The sequence below is a fragment of the Nodularia spumigena CCY9414 genome (assembly GCF_000340565.2).
In the GTDB taxonomy this organism is placed as follows: domain Bacteria; phylum Cyanobacteriota; class Cyanobacteriia; order Cyanobacteriales; family Nostocaceae; genus Nodularia; species Nodularia spumigena.
Map to the genome: position 1 here is coordinate 2285831 of NZ_CP007203.1, position 17244 is coordinate 2303074.

Annotated in this window: 19 protein-coding genes; 5 read left to right on the forward strand and 14 right to left on the reverse strand. The window is 39.8% G+C overall.

Translation table 11 applies throughout. The annotated features are described in order from the left end of the window. Nucleotides 1-438: 438 nt before the first annotated feature. The 4 genes from NSP_RS10190 (at nucleotide 439) to NSP_RS10205 (ending at nucleotide 5195) form a co-directional block, all read left to right on the forward strand. Nucleotides 439-1668 (forward strand): sedoheptulose 7-phosphate cyclase, encoded by a 1230-nt coding sequence (locus tag NSP_RS10190; RefSeq protein WP_006197691.1) that lies wholly within the window; start codon nucleotides 439-441, stop codon nucleotides 1666-1668. Between the two features lie 4 nt (nucleotides 1669-1672). Further along, nucleotides 1673-2506, forward strand: coding sequence for an O-methyltransferase (locus NSP_RS10195; protein WP_006197690.1), 834 nt, complete (start codon nucleotides 1673-1675; stop codon nucleotides 2504-2506). Nucleotides 2507-2617: 111 nt separating this feature from the next. Further along, nucleotides 2618-4015, forward strand: coding sequence for an ATP-grasp domain-containing protein (locus NSP_RS10200; RefSeq protein ID WP_006197688.1), 1398 nt, complete (start codon nucleotides 2618-2620; stop codon nucleotides 4013-4015). A 127-nt stretch (nucleotides 4016-4142) separates the two neighbouring features. Then, nucleotides 4143-5195: a D-alanine--D-alanine ligase family protein gene (locus tag NSP_RS10205; RefSeq protein WP_006197687.1), complete on the forward strand. Its 1053-nt coding sequence runs from the start codon at nucleotides 4143-4145 to the stop codon at nucleotides 5193-5195. Nucleotides 5196-5282: 87 nt separating this feature from the next. Here NSP_RS10205 and NSP_RS10210 read toward each other — a convergent pair whose 3' ends face one another. The 9 genes from NSP_RS10210 to NSP_RS10245 form a co-directional block, all read right to left on the reverse strand. Then, nucleotides 5283-5738: a DUF3122 domain-containing protein gene (locus tag NSP_RS10210; protein ID WP_006197686.1), complete on the reverse strand. Its 456-nt coding sequence runs from the start codon at nucleotides 5736-5738 to the stop codon at nucleotides 5283-5285. 407 nt (nucleotides 5739-6145) lie between these two features. After that, nucleotides 6146-6355, reverse strand: a complete 210-nt coding sequence (locus tag NSP_RS24070) for an MAPEG family protein (RefSeq protein ID WP_006197685.1) — start codon at nucleotides 6353-6355, stop codon at nucleotides 6146-6148. Between the two features lie 137 nt (nucleotides 6356-6492). Then, nucleotides 6493-6984, reverse strand: a complete 492-nt coding sequence (locus tag NSP_RS10215; protein WP_006197684.1) for a DUF1499 domain-containing protein — start codon at nucleotides 6982-6984, stop codon at nucleotides 6493-6495. 92 nt (nucleotides 6985-7076) lie between these two features. After that, complete coding sequence (locus NSP_RS10220) at nucleotides 7077-7328, reverse strand: TIGR03643 family protein (protein ID WP_006197683.1); 252 nt, start codon at nucleotides 7326-7328, stop codon at nucleotides 7077-7079. A 37-nt stretch (nucleotides 7329-7365) separates the two neighbouring features. Continuing rightward, nucleotides 7366-7908 carry a WcaF family extracellular polysaccharide biosynthesis acetyltransferase gene (locus NSP_RS10225; protein ID WP_006197682.1) on the reverse strand — a complete coding sequence of 181 codons (543 nt, stop codon included), beginning with the start codon at nucleotides 7906-7908 and terminating at the stop codon, nucleotides 7366-7368. After that, nucleotides 7895-8458 carry a YdcF family protein gene (locus tag NSP_RS10230; protein WP_006197681.1) on the reverse strand — a complete coding sequence of 188 codons (564 nt, stop codon included), beginning with the start codon at nucleotides 8456-8458 and terminating at the stop codon, nucleotides 7895-7897. The genes NSP_RS10225 and NSP_RS10230 overlap by 14 nt, the downstream gene beginning before the upstream one ends. Before the next feature lie 82 nt (nucleotides 8459-8540). Next, nucleotides 8541-9305, reverse strand: coding sequence for a glycosyltransferase family 2 protein (locus NSP_RS10235; protein WP_006197680.1), 765 nt, complete (start codon nucleotides 9303-9305; stop codon nucleotides 8541-8543). Between the two features lie 29 nt (nucleotides 9306-9334). Continuing rightward, on the reverse strand, nucleotides 9335-9988 hold the full coding sequence (locus tag NSP_RS10240) for a class I SAM-dependent methyltransferase (protein WP_006197679.1): 654 nt from the start codon (nucleotides 9986-9988) through the stop codon (nucleotides 9335-9337). A 58-nt stretch (nucleotides 9989-10046) separates the two neighbouring features. After that, a complete protein-coding gene (locus NSP_RS10245; protein ID WP_006197678.1) occupies nucleotides 10047-11213 on the reverse strand; it encodes a glycosyltransferase in 1167 nt (388 codons plus the stop codon). 64 nt (nucleotides 11214-11277) lie between these two features. Here NSP_RS10245 and NSP_RS10250 point away from each other — a divergent pair, with 64 nt between their 5' ends. Continuing rightward, nucleotides 11278-12036 carry a class I SAM-dependent methyltransferase gene (locus tag NSP_RS10250; RefSeq protein WP_006197677.1) on the forward strand — a complete coding sequence of 253 codons (759 nt, stop codon included), beginning with the start codon at nucleotides 11278-11280 and terminating at the stop codon, nucleotides 12034-12036. 19 nt (nucleotides 12037-12055) lie between these two features. Here NSP_RS10250 and NSP_RS10255 read toward each other — a convergent pair whose 3' ends face one another. The 5 genes from NSP_RS10255 to NSP_RS10275 form a co-directional block, all read right to left on the reverse strand. Next, nucleotides 12056-13204 carry a glycosyltransferase gene (locus NSP_RS10255; RefSeq protein WP_006197676.1) on the reverse strand — a complete coding sequence of 383 codons (1149 nt, stop codon included), beginning with the start codon at nucleotides 13202-13204 and terminating at the stop codon, nucleotides 12056-12058. Next, a complete protein-coding gene (locus NSP_RS10260) occupies nucleotides 13188-14534 on the reverse strand; it encodes a hypothetical protein (RefSeq protein ID WP_006197675.1) in 1347 nt (448 codons plus the stop codon). Before NSP_RS10260 ends, NSP_RS10255 begins: the two co-directional genes overlap by 17 nt. Before the next feature lie 2 nt (nucleotides 14535-14536). Further along, the gene (locus NSP_RS10265; RefSeq protein ID WP_006197674.1) at nucleotides 14537-15769 is read right to left on the reverse strand and encodes a glycosyltransferase family 4 protein; all 1233 of its coding nucleotides are present in this window, start codon (nucleotides 15767-15769) and stop codon (nucleotides 14537-14539) included. A gap of 65 nt (nucleotides 15770-15834) precedes the next feature. Further along, nucleotides 15835-16683: a glycosyltransferase family 2 protein gene (locus NSP_RS10270; protein WP_006197673.1), complete on the reverse strand. Its 849-nt coding sequence runs from the start codon at nucleotides 16681-16683 to the stop codon at nucleotides 15835-15837. Then, complete coding sequence (locus tag NSP_RS10275) at nucleotides 16652-17239, reverse strand: hypothetical protein (protein WP_231859572.1); 588 nt, start codon at nucleotides 17237-17239, stop codon at nucleotides 16652-16654. Before NSP_RS10275 ends, NSP_RS10270 begins: the two co-directional genes overlap by 32 nt. Nucleotides 17240-17244: the final 5 nt, after the last annotated feature.

Here is a 17244-nt window from a genome sequence, read left to right on the forward strand (position 1 = left end):
GAGTTCTCATCTCAAATTAAAACTTGGAGACCAACGATACGAACATTTCTCCAGGATAGGATTTTTACGAAATCTCACAATCGGAAAGCCACTAAAATTAAACATAGTGGATACATCTAAATTTAGATGAATATTGATAAACTATAGCCAACAAGCCCGAAAAAGGGAGTACAAGTGGTTGGCAAAATATTTCTACTAGGAATATTTGATTAGTTTAGAGATAATCTCGAATTAGAGGTGAACCCACTGATAAAATTCACTCAAATGAATAGTGTCGTTTAATAACATTGCCAGTCAGTTATAAAAGTAAGCTTTTTTATTGAAAGCTTATTCCCCCGTGCCTTTAACCTCAACGGATAAAGAGCATGGTTTTCTCCTGGCGTACATCGGAATTATTGCCGCAATCTCACAATTTTTTTACTTGGAATAAGGACTATCATGAATAAAGTGCAAGCATCCTTTGAAGCTACAGAAACTGCATTTCACGTGGAAGGTTACGAAAAAATTGATTTTAGTCTTGTCTATGTAAACGGGGCATTTGATGTCAAAAACCGCGAAATTGCTGATAGTTACGCGAAATTTGGTCGCTGTTTAACTGTGATTGATGCCAATGTTTATGAACTTTATGGTAAGCAAATCAGGTCATATTTTAAGCACTATGATATTGATCTGACAGTATTTCCCATCATCATTTCTGAGACAGATAAAAGCCTGAGCAGTTTTGAAAAAATTGTTGATGCTTTTTCCGACTTTGGTTTAGTTCGCAAAGAACCTGTTTTAGTCGTCGGTGGTGGTCTAATTACTGATGTGGCTGGGTTTGCTTGCGCTGCTTACCGTCGCAAGAGCAATTACATTCGCGTTCCAACTACCTTAATTGGTTTAATTGATGCAGGTGTAGCAATTAAGGTAGCAGTTAATCATCGCAAGTTAAAAAATCGCTTGGGAGCATATCATGCACCTTTGAAAGTAATTCTGGATTTCTCATTTTTGCAGACTTTGCCAACATCTCAAGTCCGCAATGGGATGGCAGAATTAGTAAAAATTGCTGTAGTGTCTAACTCACAAGTGTTTGAACTGCTATACGAATATGGCGAACAACTGCTTGCGACTCATTTTGGACAGCTGAATGCGACACCGGAAATCAAAGAAATTGCTCATACAGTTAACTACGAAGCCATCAAAACCATGCTGGAGTTAGAGACTCCGAATTTGCATGAGTTAGACTTGGATCGAGTGATTGCTTATGGACACAGTTGGAGTCCTACCCTAGAATTAGCACCTCGTGTACCCCTCTATCATGGTCACGCGGTGAATATAGATATGGCTTTGTCTGCAACCATTGCGGCTAAACGTGGTTATATTCCGACTGGAGAGCGCGATCGCATTCTAGAATTAATGAATCGTATCGGCTTATCTCTCGATCATCCCCTACTAGATGGCGATTTACTTTGGGATGCTACAGAGTCTATTAGTTTAACACGAGATGGCAAACAACGCGCCGCTATGCCTCGTCCCATTGGTGAGTGCTTCTTTGTCAATGATTTGACCCGTGAAGAACTGGATGCGGCTTTAGCTGAACACAAAGATCTTTGTGCTAAATACCCTCGTGGTGGAGCAGGCGTTGACGCATACATTGAAAGTCAAGCAGCCAACCTATTGGGAGTATAAAGATATGACCAGTGTTTTAGGAAAAGAAACAGCTAGACCAATTACGCCACATAGCATTTTGGTAGCCCAGCTGCAAAAAACTCTCAAATTAGCCCAAGAGGGTAATATTTCCCCAGAAATTTTAGAATCTCTGCGCCAGGGAGTGGAATTAGCCGCAGGTTTAGATCCTTACTTGGATGATTACACCACCCCGGAATCGAGCGCATTAGCAGCATTGGCGCAAAAAACCAGCCAAGAAGACTGGGGAAAACGCTTTAGTAATCAAGAAACAGTGCGTCAATTAGAGCAAGAAATGCTCTCAGGACATCTGGAAGGACAGACATTAAAAATGTTTGTTCATATGACCAAAGCGAAGCGCATTCTCGAAGTGGGAATGTTCACAGGATATTCAGCTTTGGCAATGGCAGAAGCACTCCCTAGCGATGGGGTACTAATAGGGTGTGAAGTAGACCCCTATGTGGCTAAATTTGCTCAGGATTGCTTTAGTGAGTCTCCTCACGGCAAAACTATCATTGTCGAGGTTGCACCAGCCTTAGAGACAATTCACAAGTTAGCAGCTAGAAAAGAATCCTTTGATTTGATTTTCATAGATGCGGATAAAAAGGAGTATGTAGAATACTTCCAGATGATTTTGGAACATGATTTACTGACTCCCGACGGGTTAATCTGCGTGGATAATACTTTGTTACAAGGACAAGTATACCTCCCAGAAGCACAACGTACCGCCAATGGTGAGGCGATCGCCCAATTTAATCGTGTTGTCGCCGCAGATCCTCGTGTGGAGCAAGTTTTGTTACCCATCCGAGATGGTGTCACCCTAATTAGACGCGTCGCGTAAACTTTCTGACTCGGCGCTCTCTGTGCCTCTGTGGTTTTAAAAGTCATTTATTTAACCACAGAGACGCAGAGGACACAGAGTCAAGAGGATATTCTTTATTTTGAAGGACTTATGGCACAATCAATTTCTTTATCTTTGGGGAACTCTCCCACTTCTTCAACGGGTGTTTGGGTAAAGTTAGTGGCTTTATTTAAGACTCTCGGTACTTTGACATTATTACTCATAGCTTTGCCGTTTAATGCTTTAATAGTATTGATATCTTTGTTGTGGGGTTTTGTGCGATCGCCTTTTAGACAAAAAGCTGTGGTCGCAGAACATCCGCAGACTATCTTGGTAAGTGGAGCCAAGATGACCAAAGCTTTACAATTGGCTCGTTGTTTTCACGCAGCCGGACACCGAGTTATTTTGATTGAAGGTCACAAATATTGGTTATCTGGACATCGATTCTCTAAAGCAGTCAGTGGTTTTTATACAGTTCCGGCTCCGCAATTAGACCCAGAAGCCTATATTCAGGCGTTGGTAGACATCGTTGAAAAAGAGCAGGTTGACGTTTATGTACCTGTATGCAGTCCTGTTGCCAGTTACTACGACTCTTTAGCAAAGCCGGCATTATCGGAATACTGCGAAGTTTTCCATTTTGATGCAGATGTTACCAAGATGTTGGATGATAAATTTGCTTTTACTGCTCAGGCGCGATCGCTTGGTTTATCTGTACCCAAATCCTTTAAAATCACAGATACCCAACAAGTGATCAATTTTGATTTTAGTCAAGAAACCCACAAATATATATTAAAAAATATTGCTTACGATTCCGTTCGCCGCTTAAATTTAACCAAACTTCCCTGCGACACCCCAGAAGAAACGGCAGCCTTTGTCAACAGTTTACCCATCAGCGAAGAAAACCCTTGGATTATGCAAGAGTTTATTCCTGGGAAGGAGTTATGCACACATAGCACAGTGCGAGACGGAGAATTAAGATTGCATTGCTGTTCAGACTCATCTGCATTTCAAATCAACTATGAAAACGTAGAAAATACCCAAATTCGGGAATGGGTGCAACACTTCGTTAAAAGTTTAGCCCTAACTGGGCAAATTTCCTTCGACTTCATCCAAGCTGAATCCGGGACAGTGTACGCCATTGAATGCAATCCCCGTACCCATTCAGCCATCACCATGTTCTACAATCATCCCGGTGTAGCAGAAGCTTATCTAGGTAAAACTACCCTAGATGCACCCTTAGAACCCCTAACAAATAGCAAACCCACCTACTGGATATATCACGAAATCTGGAGACTAACAGGTATACGTTCCTGGAAACAACTGCAAACAGCAGTAAATACCCTATTGCGAGGCACAGATGCCATTTTCCAGCTTAATGACCCCGTACCATTCCTTACCTTACATCACTGGCAGATTCCCCTACTACTGCTAAAAAACCTGCAACAACTCAAAGGCTGGGTAAAAATAGACTTCAACATTGGTAAACTCGTAGAACTAGACGGCGACTAAATCAGTTAACAGTTAACAGTTAACACGCCGATTTAATCAGGGGTTTCGTCTCAATTAACTGTTAAAAAACTCTCTTTACCTTTGCGACTTTGCGCCTTTGCGTGACACTAATCCATATTAATAAACTATGCCATTACTTAATATCCTGCACTTAGTCGGTTCTGCACAGAATGATTTTTACTGCGATTTGTCACGGCTTTATGCTCAAGATTGCTTAACGGCAACAGCAGAGCGATCGCGCTATCATTTCCAAATAGCATACATTACACCTGATGGCAAGTGGAGATTTCCTCGCTCTCTTAATCTAGAAGATATCGCGATCGCTAAACCGATTTCTCTGGTTGAAGCAATACAATTTATCACAGCGCAAAACATTGACCTCGTGTTACCACAAATGTTTTGTATTCCGGGAATGACTTACTACCGCGCTTTATTCGACCTGCTCAAAATTCCTTGCGTAGGTAATAGTGCGGATATTATGGCAATAGCCAGCCACAAAGCCAGAACTAAAGCAATTGTCGCCGCAGCAGGGGTGAAAGTACCACGAGGAGAACTGCTTCGCCCCGGAGATGTGCCAACAATTACACCTCCAGTAGTGATTAAACCAGTAAGTTCTGACAACTCTTTAGGGGTGGCTTTAGTCAAAGAAGCTAGTGACTATGAGGCTGCTTTGCAAACAGCATTTGAGTATGCAGATGAGGTGATTGTCGAAACATTCATTGAACTTGGTCGGGAAGTCAGATGTGGTATCATTGTCAAAGATGGGGACTTAGTGGGTTTACCCCTGGAAGAATATAAATTAGACCCTGACGAGAAACCCATCCGCAGCTATGCTGATAAACTCCAAAAAACCGATGATGGTAACTTGAGTTTTAGCGCGAAAGATAATATGAAGTCTTGGATTGTAGACCCTAGCGACCCCATTACCAAAAGGGTTCAGGAAGTAGCTAAAATGTGTCATCAGGCTTTGGGTTGTCGCCACTACAGTTTATTTGATTTCCGCATCGACCCACAGGGACAACCTTGGTTTTTAGAAGCCGGCTTGTATTGTTCTTTTGCTCCTAAAAGTGTGATATCCTGTATGGCGATCGCTGCGGGAATTCCTCTCAATGAGTTATTCATGACGGTTATTCATGAAACATTGAGCAGTAGTAATTTACATCAGTTTTCATGTATTTGAACCACATCTGTCGTCAGGGCGCAAGGCCTTGCGCCCCTACCGCGTGGTCTATTTACCCGAAAATAGCTGTAAAATGAAGAAATAAATTTAATCAATTTCAGTTACTAGCCATTGCCACTCGGTAACTACATTGTTGGGTATCTTGAGAACCAATGGCTTGACGCTTTTAGTTGGCACATAGAGTTTGAGTGCATCGGTGCTTGACAATTGGGGTAAAACATTAGTCAAATTATATTCACCTACATTCGGTGCAGGTGCAGCTAAAGCGTAAACATCGGATGCACTCAACAATTTTCCTGATGCTGCTTCAATTTCTAATGGTTGGGGGTGGGCAATTTCAGCAATACCAGGAAAACCCACTACACGTAATCTTAAGTCTTTGACTGGACTATTGTAATTTTGTTTGAACAGCAGCACCTGCCAAGCGTACCCTTTTTCATCTTTGATCGATACTTGGGAGTGATAGCGCAAAACACCAGGGGAATCATGATGTTGGCGCAGCAACGCTTGTGCTGATTCTACACCCCATAAGCCAACTGTCAAGACAATTAGGATTATGAGGGCGCAACGTCGCAAATATTGCCCAAATTTTGACTTCAGGTGACACATACACTCAATATTTATTGCACCAAAGATCGGATGATGCCAAGCAGAGAACCTAAGAGTAGCACTATACCGCTTAGAGCAAGTCCTAAGTTGACAATTTCATAGACAAAACTATACTTATATTCACAAAAATCAATATATATTTTAGGAAAAAATCAACTACTTGATATATAATACGGTGATATCAAGTATTGAATTGAGACTATTGCCGACGCGAAAACCAAGCAATGATGGTGGTAGTCTTTTTCAGAAACTTAATTGGAACACAATCGCGTCTGGCTAAGGCGTGAAAGTCTACTGAGGGATAACTGCTCCCATGCTCCCGTTGAAGTAGAAAGTAAAGTCTAGTTTTGTCTAGGTTTTATATAGCAGAATAACCATAAAGCGGGTAGGAAGAAAACCATTTGCTCTAGGGTATTTTGTTGCACACGCACCACTCTTTCAAAGTCGGGGTTTCCAGTCATTTGGGGAGGTAAGACTTTGTATTTGGCTCTGGCTCGACCAACGTTAATGGTGATGAATAAATACAGCAACAGTGTGAGAACAGTTATCACCAGTCCAAGGCAACATATCAAAATCCTAGCCTAAAAAGATAAATAAAGCGATCATCGCTCAAAGATTATCATTAATCCCGCCGCATATCCACAGGTATAAAACCTCATGTGATTACACAACGGGCGACATTTGTCAATTAAATATTTAAATCGCGCAAAGCTAAACGAATTTGCTCTACACGCCTGCGATTTACACCGAGATCCGATTCTCCTATGCGAGATGCAGAGCGGGTATGAATCACAGGCTCATCAGCAGGTAAATAAAATTCTACATCATCCACAAATTTAAAGATGCGGCTTTTAGAAAGAGCATGAATGTAATTATCTGTTTGTTCTATCACCTCTGTGCGGGGAACAACGCTGAGAACTTTGAGTAAAGTTTCTCTGGCTGCATCGCGGTCTACATGATAGGTAATGGGGTCAATAGCGTGTTTAGCATCAGCATCTTGGCTAACAACACAGTTATCTGAAGTTGGACAAGCACTCAGATGACCATTTTCAACTCCCAAGCCAGAAGAGTCAGCCCAAGCAGGTGTAGGAAGTATTAAACCACTAATCAAGGTGAGGAAGATGACAAAGGAGATCATCCGGCGGAGTGGGTGTGTCAAGGCTGTTAGTAGATGAGACATGATAAAGTTATTCGTCAAGGTTTGAATAGCACTTTATCATTTTCTTTCATTTTGGGTGGGGGCGAGAAGACAACTGCACCGTCAAACCTTGATTATTTTTGATTTTGCGACTTAAACCGACCTGCAATAAATTCTCGCTTATGTAAATGTTTTGTTTTGCGTTTGGTAACTCGCTCTCGCCACATTTTGAAACTAGATTCTTTCATTTGCTGGCGCATTAAAGCAATTACCTGTTTCTCTTGTAGCCCAAACTGAGCCTCAATAGCTTCCATAGGTGTTCTATCTTCCCATGCCATTTCAATGATGCGATCAATAGTTTGGGTATCAAGATTTGGTAACTTCATGCTTTTGCTAAATTTGTCAATTTTATCTACATCTATTTTAATGTAGCTTTCTTTCCTTGATTGGTTCTGCCGGATTTCCTGCATAAATAGTCATGGATGCCAATGATTTAGCCGCAACTCCCCCTATAGTTAACACAGCGCCTTTCCCAATAGTAACGCCGGGGCCAATTACTGACTTGGCTCCAATCCAACTACTTTCTTGAATATAAATTGGGGCAATTTTTAACTCAAAGTTAAGGTCACTCCAATCATGATTCCCGGTACAGAGATACACACCTTGAGATATGCACGCATGACTTTCTATAGTCACAGGAGCCAGGTTATCTATCCAAGCATCTTCACCAATCCAAACATAATCACCTAAAGTTAACCGCCAAGGAAACTTCACCCGCATTCCTGGCTTAATGCGAACACCTTCACCAATGCTAGCTCCAAATATCCGTAATATCCCCACCTTCACAGATGTGATGGGAAGCCAAGAACTCTCAACTAAAGGAGAGCCAACGAAGTACCACAAAAGCTGTTTCCAGTAAGGTGCGCCAGGGGTATAATTGCCCAGAGTGTATTTATCTAGCCGCATAAAATGGCTCACGAAAACGAGGGTGAAAGCTGGCTCCGGTAAGACCTGATACAATCCATAATAGGGAACGTCCACTATCTCTGACGATGCGAACAATGGATTCTCTAGGTTTTTGGGAGGGTATAGGGACAGGGGTAAATGTGATTCCTTGACTACCTAATACTAAAGTAGCTATGGCTTTGGCTCTGGGCAGATGATAGGCAGAGGTAATTAAGTAGATATGCTGAATATGGTTGTGCTTAAAATCATCAACAAGGCTGGTAAAGTTGGTAACAGTGTCAACCGCGAGGTAATCGAGGTGCAGGCGGTGGTTGGAAATATTTGCATTTTGGAAGATGGCTTGGGCTTGTTTTGGGGGAATACCGCTAGAAACCCATATATCTAAATGGGGATGTTTTTTGGCAAATTCAGCAGTAAATTCTTCTCGTTCTGGACTACCGCCAAGGGTCAGGATTGCTTGGGGATGGGGAGACTGGTAAGAGGCGATCGCTAGTCGGATGGGGATTATACTCAATAATGCTAGGATAAAACCTGCTAGAATTAGAAACATATATGTTTTGTTCAGTTTTAACATGGCATCAACTGAAATGAGTTTTAATTCTAGCCTATGCTATAATTCTAAGGATCAGCCATTATTGGAGTTTTTCTGCTTCTATTAAATGTATGCTGAGAAGAACTTCGGCTAATACACGCTGAAATGTATAGTACCAACCTTGCCAACCATCAAGAATAGCACCTTTGACGATGAGGCAATAAACAAAGATAATTAATGGTGCTAAGATTTTTTGTTTACGGATGCGATCGCTTAAACTGAGTTCATTGTTGGGAGTTTCTAGAAGCTTTTTGGTTTCAATCACCATGTAACGTTCTTGCGCCCATAGCCAACGACTTAATGGTTTGCGATCGTCATGGTAAATGTATGCTGAAAGTTGACTAGACTGACCTTGATTTTTTAGTAGTTGGGTATGACCATCATCAATATAAATGGCTTTATTTTTACGAAATAAAAATTCACGGGGAGGAAGTATAGTACTTCGTAAAGGTTTGCCAAATACGCAATACTTGAACTTTGCAAAATAACCATCAATGGTAGTGTCTAGAGGTAAATTACTAATTTCATTAATCAGTTCCTTTGTCAGCACATAATCTGCATCCAGAGACAGAACCCATTCTGATTTAACTTGCTCTAAGCCATAGTTCCATTGAGTAGCGTGAGTATCAAATTTGCGTTTAAAAACTTCTACTTTAGGGTAAGAAGATAAAATCTCTAAGGTTTCATCTGTACTATAACTATCAATAACAACGATTCTATTTGCCCATGTCAGTTTTTGCAGAGTACGCTGGATATTGGGTGCTTCGTTGTAAGTCAGGATAAGCGGGGTAACTTGTTCTAGCATAGTGGATATGTAGGCAACAATGAAGTTAACTATTTAGGGATACTAGAACATAACATTGACTTCCAAACATAAGGATAACCGCCCGCAAATTTAAATTTTATATCTGTACAACCTTCTGATTTGAGTAAATTCGTCATTGTTGCAACAGAGAAAAACTTGATATGTCCACCATCCCAAAGAGCGGTAAAATGTTGATCCATTCTACCAGAAATACCAAGGATAAGATTTTTGAGATAGCCGTGATAGGGAGTAGTCAGTATTAAACTCCCATTGGGCTTGAGGCATTTTTTAGCACTTATCACTAATTCTTTGGGGAAAAACAAATGCTCAATTACTTCAGTAGAAATGACAATATCAAAGTTATTGCCTATTTCTGCATAGGGAAGATTATAAATGCTACCTTGAACAAACTTGCAGTTGGGAAAAGTATCTTGGGCTAACTGTACCCCTGATACTGATTCTTCAACTCCGACAACTTCATAACCGTGTTGTGCAATTAAGTTACTCAAACTCCCATTACCACAACCTATATCTAAAATGCGTGGTTTTTGTTTATTTTCCACGACAGCAGCAGCAGTTTCCGATATCATCTCCATTAGAGCAGGAATAATGTAATCATGATGGTGTGATGTTTGGCTATCTCGGTAGGAGTATTGGTATTTTTTATTAGTATTTGTATACATGATTTCTCATCCTAGATTAGTTAGTAAATGTGGATTGCGGAAGAGTTACTCAATGAAATTATTTTTGGCTAGTTATGTCTTGATAAATTGACAGCATTTTTGTAGCTATACTATCCCATGTATAATTTTCTAGGATAAACTGCCGAGCGCGATCGCCCATCTCTTTAGCTAAAATGGGTTCTTGCAAAAATTTTATTAAGGCATTGGCTATTTGGTCAGCATCAATATCAACTATACTAGCAGCACTAGCCGTCCCAGCTTCCGGAAAATTACAGCCAGTAGTGATGACACAGGGTAAACCAGTAGCCATCCCTTCTAATACTGACATACTAAAACCTTCAGAATAAGAAGGCGCAACATAGATGTTAGCTGCTGCTAAACTTGCATATTTTATATCACCTTTAAGCATTCCTGTAAAGGTGACACCATCCCTACACCCTGCTTCAATAAAGTAGCTTTCCGCCGTGGGCAAAAATCCTGTATTATCAGGACCAGCAACAATCAAGTGAGTTTCGGGAAATTTTTCATATACTTGAGCAAAAGCAGGGGCTAATAAATCTAATCCTTTTTTGGGATCAATACGTCCTAAAAATATAATTAATATTTTATTGCGAGTTTCAGGAAACTGTTGATAAAAAATATCTGAGCTAGGAAGAGATGCAAAATCTATACTATGAATGCCATTAGGCACGAAAACTAACGAAGTTTCTAAGCCAAGAGTCTTTATGTGTCTGGCTTCAGTAGAAGCTGTCATTTGCATAGCATTGGCTGTTTGGAGTGCAGGCTTTTCCACAAGAGTAAAGTATAGTTTTTTCTTCCAAGCTTTATAAGCCAATGCCCACGGTTCCATCATGCCGTGAGGAGTGGCAATATATGGAATTTTACGAAATTTGCAAGCCCAATGAGCAGCTAGAACTGGATAAGAAAAGATAGCATTAGTATGTACAATATTATAGTTAGTTACATTTTCAAATAACCATTTTGTCATCGAGCCAGTGAATTTGTAATCTAACAAATTTAAATAGGGAAAATACTGAATCCGATAATATTTTTTTATTGTCCATTGATTTAAAGGCACATCTAAATCTGTAGAACCATTTGCATTAGTAGCGATAATATCAACACTAATACCTAATTTAGCGATTGACTCTGCTAACTCCAGAACAATTTTGGTCGGGCCGCCATAGACATTTCCCAATGCAGGGATAACCATTAAAATTTTCATATTCAAGGCTTGCAGATTAGTGTAAAAGTGTTATAAGTATATAAGAGTTAATCCGGCACTGACAATGATAGAAAATAAGAAATATGTCATCCAAAACTTTTTTGATAAAACAGCAGCAATTTATTCTGATTACTTCGATTTAGAAAAAAAATCAGGAAAAACCTTTAACTTTAATAAACGTATGGAGATTATCACTCAATTATCTTCACAATGTTCAGAACGATTATTGGATTGTGCAGTAGGAGATGGCAAAATTACAGCTAATGTGATTCAGTCTCATAACTTTACTGAAGTGACTTTAGTAGACCTGTCCTCTAAGATGCTAGAATTGGCTTATAATAACTGTAAAAATCAAGCTGCCAAAGACGTAAATATCCAATCCTTTAATTTAGATATCTTTGATTTTGTGCAGCATCAAGCTGTTAACCAAGAATACGACTTAATTATTTGTTCAGGGTTAATAGCTCATATTCCTAACACCCTAGAACTTTTACAATCTTTAAGAAAGCTATTGTCTAGGAATGGGCGAATCATCCTCCAAACTACATTACTAGACCATCCAGTTACTAAAATCGTGAAACTGTTAACGCAAAAACAGTATTTACAAAGAAATGGTTATCCAATCACTTATTATACTTGTAATGATATAGTCAAACTTTGCCAAACAGCTAATTTGCAAATTCAATCTATGCAAAAATTTTCTTTAGGCTGCCAATTTTTAGATAATAGACTTCCTCCTCGCTGGAATTATACCTTAGAATCTTTATTAGAAAAGCCATCTGAATACATCGGAACTGAAGCAATTTATTTAGTGAGTAAATAGGGTGTAATTTATTGAGATTTCAGGCGCGGATATTATAATCTATTGCTGCTAAAAGACCTGCGCCAAATTTCTCAATAGGGAAATTTTGATTTATATGATTTAATGCTGCTTGACTGATTTGAGGGAGATCATATTTTCCTTGAGTGGTGTTAATCATCAAGTCTACCAACTCAGATAAGCAAGCAGGATTAAAACCAAATCCATTAACTCCCTCAATAATTAAATCTTCATAACAGCCACAACGATTAGATACTAATACAGGTAAACCAGCGGCCATAGCTTCATTTACTACCAGTCCCCATTGTTCTTGTATACTGGCATGGATAAAACATTTTGCATGGGCAAAATATGGCATAATTTCGTTTTCTTGCAAAAATCCTGGAAGATGCACATGAGCATTTAAATTTAATTGAGTAATTTGTGCTTCTATTTGCGATCGCAATTCACCATCACCGCACAAGACTAAATCCCATGCTAAATTACCCAATTTACCACGGTATTCAGCATAAGCTTCCAAGATAAACGGAATATTTTTTTTAGCTACAAAACGATTGATAGTTAAAAAATATGGGTGATTAACAGGAGATGGTAAAACGCGAATTGTATCGGGATGAAAAACTAGATTATTAACAACATCATAGCCGCCAGCAATTGAGGATAAATTCATCCCCAAATTTTGCAAATATCTTGTATGTGGCTTACCACCAACAACAGCAGCATGATAATTATGTATTATTTGTTTTTTTAACCATTCCTTCAGAAATTTTCTAGAAGCATCATCTGCTTTCGATTCAGATAGCAAAATTAATTTTTTTTTATTCAACTTACCCCATATAAAAGCAGCTATCATCGACGGTTCACTATAGCCAGCTATAGCTAGAACATCAGGTTTAATTTGGGAAAGTGTCTTCAGTAAGTTTTGAATCAGCAAAAATTGCGGTGCTTTTTCATAGGAAGAAGTTTCGCACACAGTAATCAGTTTAAAGGGAATATTATTCACACTTGTTTGCCAAGGGTATTCTTCTCCTGAACGCGCTAACTCAATACCAAAAACATTCCAGCCTCTAGATTTACCAGCCTGATACGCAGATGCAACTCTAGCAAGATGATAGGGGCCATAATTAGCAAATAAAATTGCTATTTTCAGGTTTTTATAAGCGCAAGTCATGGTTAAAATAGTAATACTGATTAGTAGTTTTGGGTCGTCGGCGACGCTCAATACGTTCTAAATAGCGGACAATAACATAGCCAAAAATCATCGGCCAAAGCACCAGCAGGCTAATATCCCGTCCTAAATTCGGTGTCAAGCCTAAACCTACTAAAAATAATCCTAACCGTAAAACTGATGCTCGTTGATTCCATAGTCGAGCTAGGAAAGCAGCCCAAACAGACATTAAAATTGCCGGTGCTACTGGCCCCAACCAAGGGCCAAAATTCAGAATTCCCCGCCCAATAAACCCAGCGGCTATGGTTGCTTGAATACCACTAGCAGGGTTTCGCAGCAGATTATATTCGTGTCCTAAAAGTGGTTTATTTGACCAAATAAATCTGGGGATAATATTCAGCGCTTCCCCTAGATACTCTGCACCATACTGTAAATTTAGTTGTCCTGCTTCGTAAAACTGATTAATGTAAAACAATTCTTCAGCCATATTCAAGCCGAGATGCTTGGTATCAGGATTTAAAGTTGCAGTACCTTGGAAATAAGCATTAATATCGCTATTCCGCAAGTTAATTACAATTAACATTAAGTAGTTAACCGCCGTAAATAAACCTACTGAAATTGCTGCTTTCAACCACCACTTTTGACGAGAAACTAATAAATATGTCATATATGCTGGCATAGCTACGGCAAGAAATGCATTTCTCGTACCAGAAAGATAGAAAGCCGGCCAGCTAATGATAATCAACACCAAATTGAGAATCTTATCTTGGGGTTTACGTTGAAAGAAAATCAGTACCCCAAACATGGCACATATTAAGGCATAAGTATACCCAGCCGCAGAAACAATAAAATCAGTTTGTCCTCCAACTGCACCCCGACTCCACATTTGAGGAGCCCAGCGTCCACCTTGTGGGAATAAAGCTTGTAAAATATTCCAGTCTAAGCGACTAAAACCATAAATCAGTAAAAGTATCCATATCACCAGTAACATTTGCAGTAGGCGATGAGGATATAAGGTAAACCAATTAAAGGTAGTCACTTTAGATGAATATTTTCCGATGGTACGGGTAAAATTTGGCAGTAAGCAACGGAATACAATCAGGAAAATACAGATTTGATAGTAACCTTGCTCTAGAATGAAGTTGCTGAATATTTCTAAACGTTCGGGAGTATAAAATACTTCGGTAAAGTACCACATCCCTGTGGTCAGATAAATCATTAAGGCAGGTATAGCCCAACTACGAGACATTTTACTTGCTGCTTCCACAGAGAATAATAGTAATAGTCCAGCAGCCAGGTAATAACTAAGAGGAATTTCTAGATTTGTGGGCATTGTTAAACAGCTTCAGGTACAAGTATATCCATCAATCTTTGATGATAAGACTTTAAGGTAAATTCCCAGGCTCGTTGGCGGGCATTTTGCGCCATTTGATCTCTTAATTCTGGGTTCAGTGCTAATAATTCTAATTTTTCCATAATCGCTAATGAGTTGCGAATCGGGACGATAAACCCATCTATGCCATCTCTGACAACACTGCCTGTATTGGTAGTACAAATTACAGGTAGTCCTGCGGCTAAGGCTTCATAAGTGACGGTGGCGGAACCTTCACACAAAGAAGGTAACAAAAATACATCAGCCCATGCATATTGGCTCAGTATTTCTATCCGGGGTATAGGCCCAGTTAATTGGATATAATCATTTAATTGGCTCTGAGCTTCAGTTTTAATATTAACAGTGCCTACCATCCGAAACTCAACTTTGCCTCTTAACTGGCGCGCTGCTTCCAGGACATAAGGTGAGCCTTTGCGTAAACTTATACTACCAACAGTCAGTACGCGTAAAGGGGAAGGTTGGGAAATCTGCTTTTTTTCAGGAATAATAGAAATATCTACTCCATAAGGTACTACACGACAGCGATCGCTTGGACCTCCACAAACCTTAATTGCTTCTCTGACAAACTCAGAGCCACACAAAATCATATCAGACTGCATCCACTCCTGTTCTTCACGCCAGATGTACTCTTCTAGATAGGGATCTGCCGATAAAGGGATTTCCCAGTCTGGAAAAAATTCTTGTTCCGCTTGTAGCAATTGATATTCTAGAGAACGGGGAGCAATGGTTTGTTCCATTACTGTTTGCATATCTTGTTGACCGGCTGATTGTAGAATCTCTAGACCAGCACTGTTAAAGGTATAAATTCCCGTTGCCGATCCTAATCCTGTTTTTAAAACCAAGTCACAGAACTTTTTTCCAGCCCATAGAAAAGCTGCGGTTATCTCCGCCCTATTACTAGCTTGCCGCAGTCGCTGTGCATAGCTCCATCCCAATTGATTGAAGGCGGTAATATGTTCTGGAGGTATACCATCGGGAACTCGTCCTAGCAGTCGCTTCACTCCATCCGATTGCAGTTTCCCAGGCACAAAATTGAGTAATCGAGGCCAACCTTTGACTGCACAAATATCTGTGAACAGATGTTCTAATATACCAGCATTATGGAGAATTCGGGGGACAGCATAGTGCATTCTCGCTCCCAAGAGAGCAACACTCCAACGTTGTTCGTTAAGCACAGATGTTTTTGGTAGTAATTATTAATGCTTAATAGTCAATACTTCTGGCTATGCAAAAGTATTGACTATCGATGAGCAATTTGGCGACTCAATTTTAAAGTCTCAGGGCGCACGGGTTGACGATGATGGCGATTTTGCCAAATGGTATAGGGAATTTGCCATATTCCTTGTGGTATACCACGCCAACGACCAACACTAGCAGCATAGCGAACCCGATTCAGCACTTGCATCATCCCTAAAGGCCAGGCTGATATGGGATACCGAAGATAAGCCAGCAGAGCAGTATTACTAATGTGGGAACTATTAATGGCGACTGTATTATGGTGTTCTAATTGGGTATCATGATAAACTGCTAATGATGGTACATCAAGAATTTTCCAGCCAGCATCTAACAATTGCAGAGCTACATCAGCTTCTTCCATGCCATAAGCATAACGTAAGGGCAAATATCCACGAGTTTGCAAAAAAGCATCCCGACGTATCAGACAGGCGCAGTTTTGAAAGCAGGAAATTTCACGGATATCACTGTCTATTGATGTTGGTTCAGCGTTGCGGCGGAACTCTTGCGCGGAAATTACGGCCGCTTGTGGATAAGCATCAAAAAGCTCAGATGCAATTTGGAAGTAGTTAGGGTCTAAAGGCCAAGAATCGTCATCAAAACTAGCAATTAGAGGAAACTTGGCTTCACGAATTAGGCGGTTACGTCCCCCCCCTGGCCCTTGGCGAGTCTTACTATGGAGCCAACGCACTTGATTACCAAATACTGGTTTTAGGGTAGGTTCTGTAGTCAAGTCACCTGCATCGACGTGTACTAATATTTCTTGGGGTGCTGGGTCGCAATTTAACAGTTTTTCCAGACATTGACTCAAAGCCTCTGGACGATTAAAAGTCGGAATTACGGCTGAGAAATACATTGATTTTACGTTTAATTCTGGGTAAGAAAACTTGAAATTCTTCTAGAATAATTTTCCCCCAAGCCAAAAAATATGATAAGGGTAGTAGCCTGTATTTTCTGTGATAATGAGCGAGACGAAAAGCTGTAAATGGCAAAAAATAAACTTTACCTTTATTTATAATTGCATTTTGAATTAATGGCTTGTAGCCACAAAAGTGAATTACTGTTTCCTTTTGGACTTTTTCAGGAAACTTATTGAGAGAAACAGGAAAAAGATTTTTGGTTGCTGCTACGTTATGATCAACTGGAATATATTGTAAATCCTGAACTGAATATTTTAAAATACCAATATCAGCAGATTTAAATACTAGGTAATTTAGCATTCCTTGATCATTACCCCAAAATAATTTGGGATACTCTTGACGCAACTTATTGATTCGTAGAAAATCCGGCAAATTAATTGCATTTCGTCGTGAGCAATATGCTCCCGAACAGAAGTAAGGATGCTTTTGCCACTGAAATGCAGGATCAAGCTTGCTTAGTAGTAAGTCTACATTAAAAAAATAATTAGACAAATCAC

What these genes read in the sequence shown, in the direction of transcription:
- NSP_RS10195 (WP_006197690.1), top strand. Translation starts at nt 1,673, where the DNA reads ATGACCAGTGTTTTAGGAAAAGAAACAGCTAGACCAATTACGCCACAT.
- NSP_RS10190 (WP_006197691.1), top strand. Translation starts at nt 439, where the DNA reads ATGAATAAAGTGCAAGCATCCTTTGAAGCTACAGAAACTGCATTTCAC.
- NSP_RS10220 (WP_006197683.1), bottom strand. Translation starts at nt 7,328, where the DNA reads ATGAAGTTACCAAATCTTGATACCCAAACTATTGATCGCATCATTGAA.
- NSP_RS10250 (WP_006197677.1), top strand. Translation starts at nt 11,278, where the DNA reads ATGATAGAAAATAAGAAATATGTCATCCAAAACTTTTTTGATAAAACA.
- NSP_RS10215 (WP_006197684.1), bottom strand. Translation starts at nt 6,984, where the DNA reads ATGTCTCATCTACTAACAGCCTTGACACACCCACTCCGCCGGATGATC.
- NSP_RS10205 (WP_006197687.1), top strand. Translation starts at nt 4,143, where the DNA reads ATGCCATTACTTAATATCCTGCACTTAGTCGGTTCTGCACAGAATGAT.
- NSP_RS10240 (WP_006197679.1), bottom strand. Translation starts at nt 9,988, where the DNA reads ATGTATACAAATACTAATAAAAAATACCAATACTCCTACCGAGATAGC.
- NSP_RS10255 (WP_006197676.1), bottom strand. Translation starts at nt 13,204, where the DNA reads ATGACTTGCGCTTATAAAAACCTGAAAATAGCAATTTTATTTGCTAAT.
- NSP_RS10230 (WP_006197681.1), bottom strand. Translation starts at nt 8,458, where the DNA reads ATGTTTCTAATTCTAGCAGGTTTTATCCTAGCATTATTGAGTATAATC.
- NSP_RS10260 (WP_006197675.1), bottom strand. Translation starts at nt 14,534, where the DNA reads ATGCCCACAAATCTAGAAATTCCTCTTAGTTATTACCTGGCTGCTGGA.
- NSP_RS10200 (WP_006197688.1), top strand. Translation starts at nt 2,618, where the DNA reads ATGGCACAATCAATTTCTTTATCTTTGGGGAACTCTCCCACTTCTTCA.
- NSP_RS10245 (WP_006197678.1), bottom strand. Translation starts at nt 11,213, where the DNA reads ATGAAAATTTTAATGGTTATCCCTGCATTGGGAAATGTCTATGGCGGC.
- NSP_RS10225 (WP_006197682.1), bottom strand. Translation starts at nt 7,908, where the DNA reads ATGCGGCTAGATAAATACACTCTGGGCAATTATACCCCTGGCGCACCT.
- NSP_RS10235 (WP_006197680.1), bottom strand. Translation starts at nt 9,305, where the DNA reads ATGCTAGAACAAGTTACCCCGCTTATCCTGACTTACAACGAAGCACCC.
- NSP_RS10270 (WP_006197673.1), bottom strand. Translation starts at nt 16,683, where the DNA reads ATGTATTTCTCAGCCGTAATTCCGACTTTTAATCGTCCAGAGGCTTTG.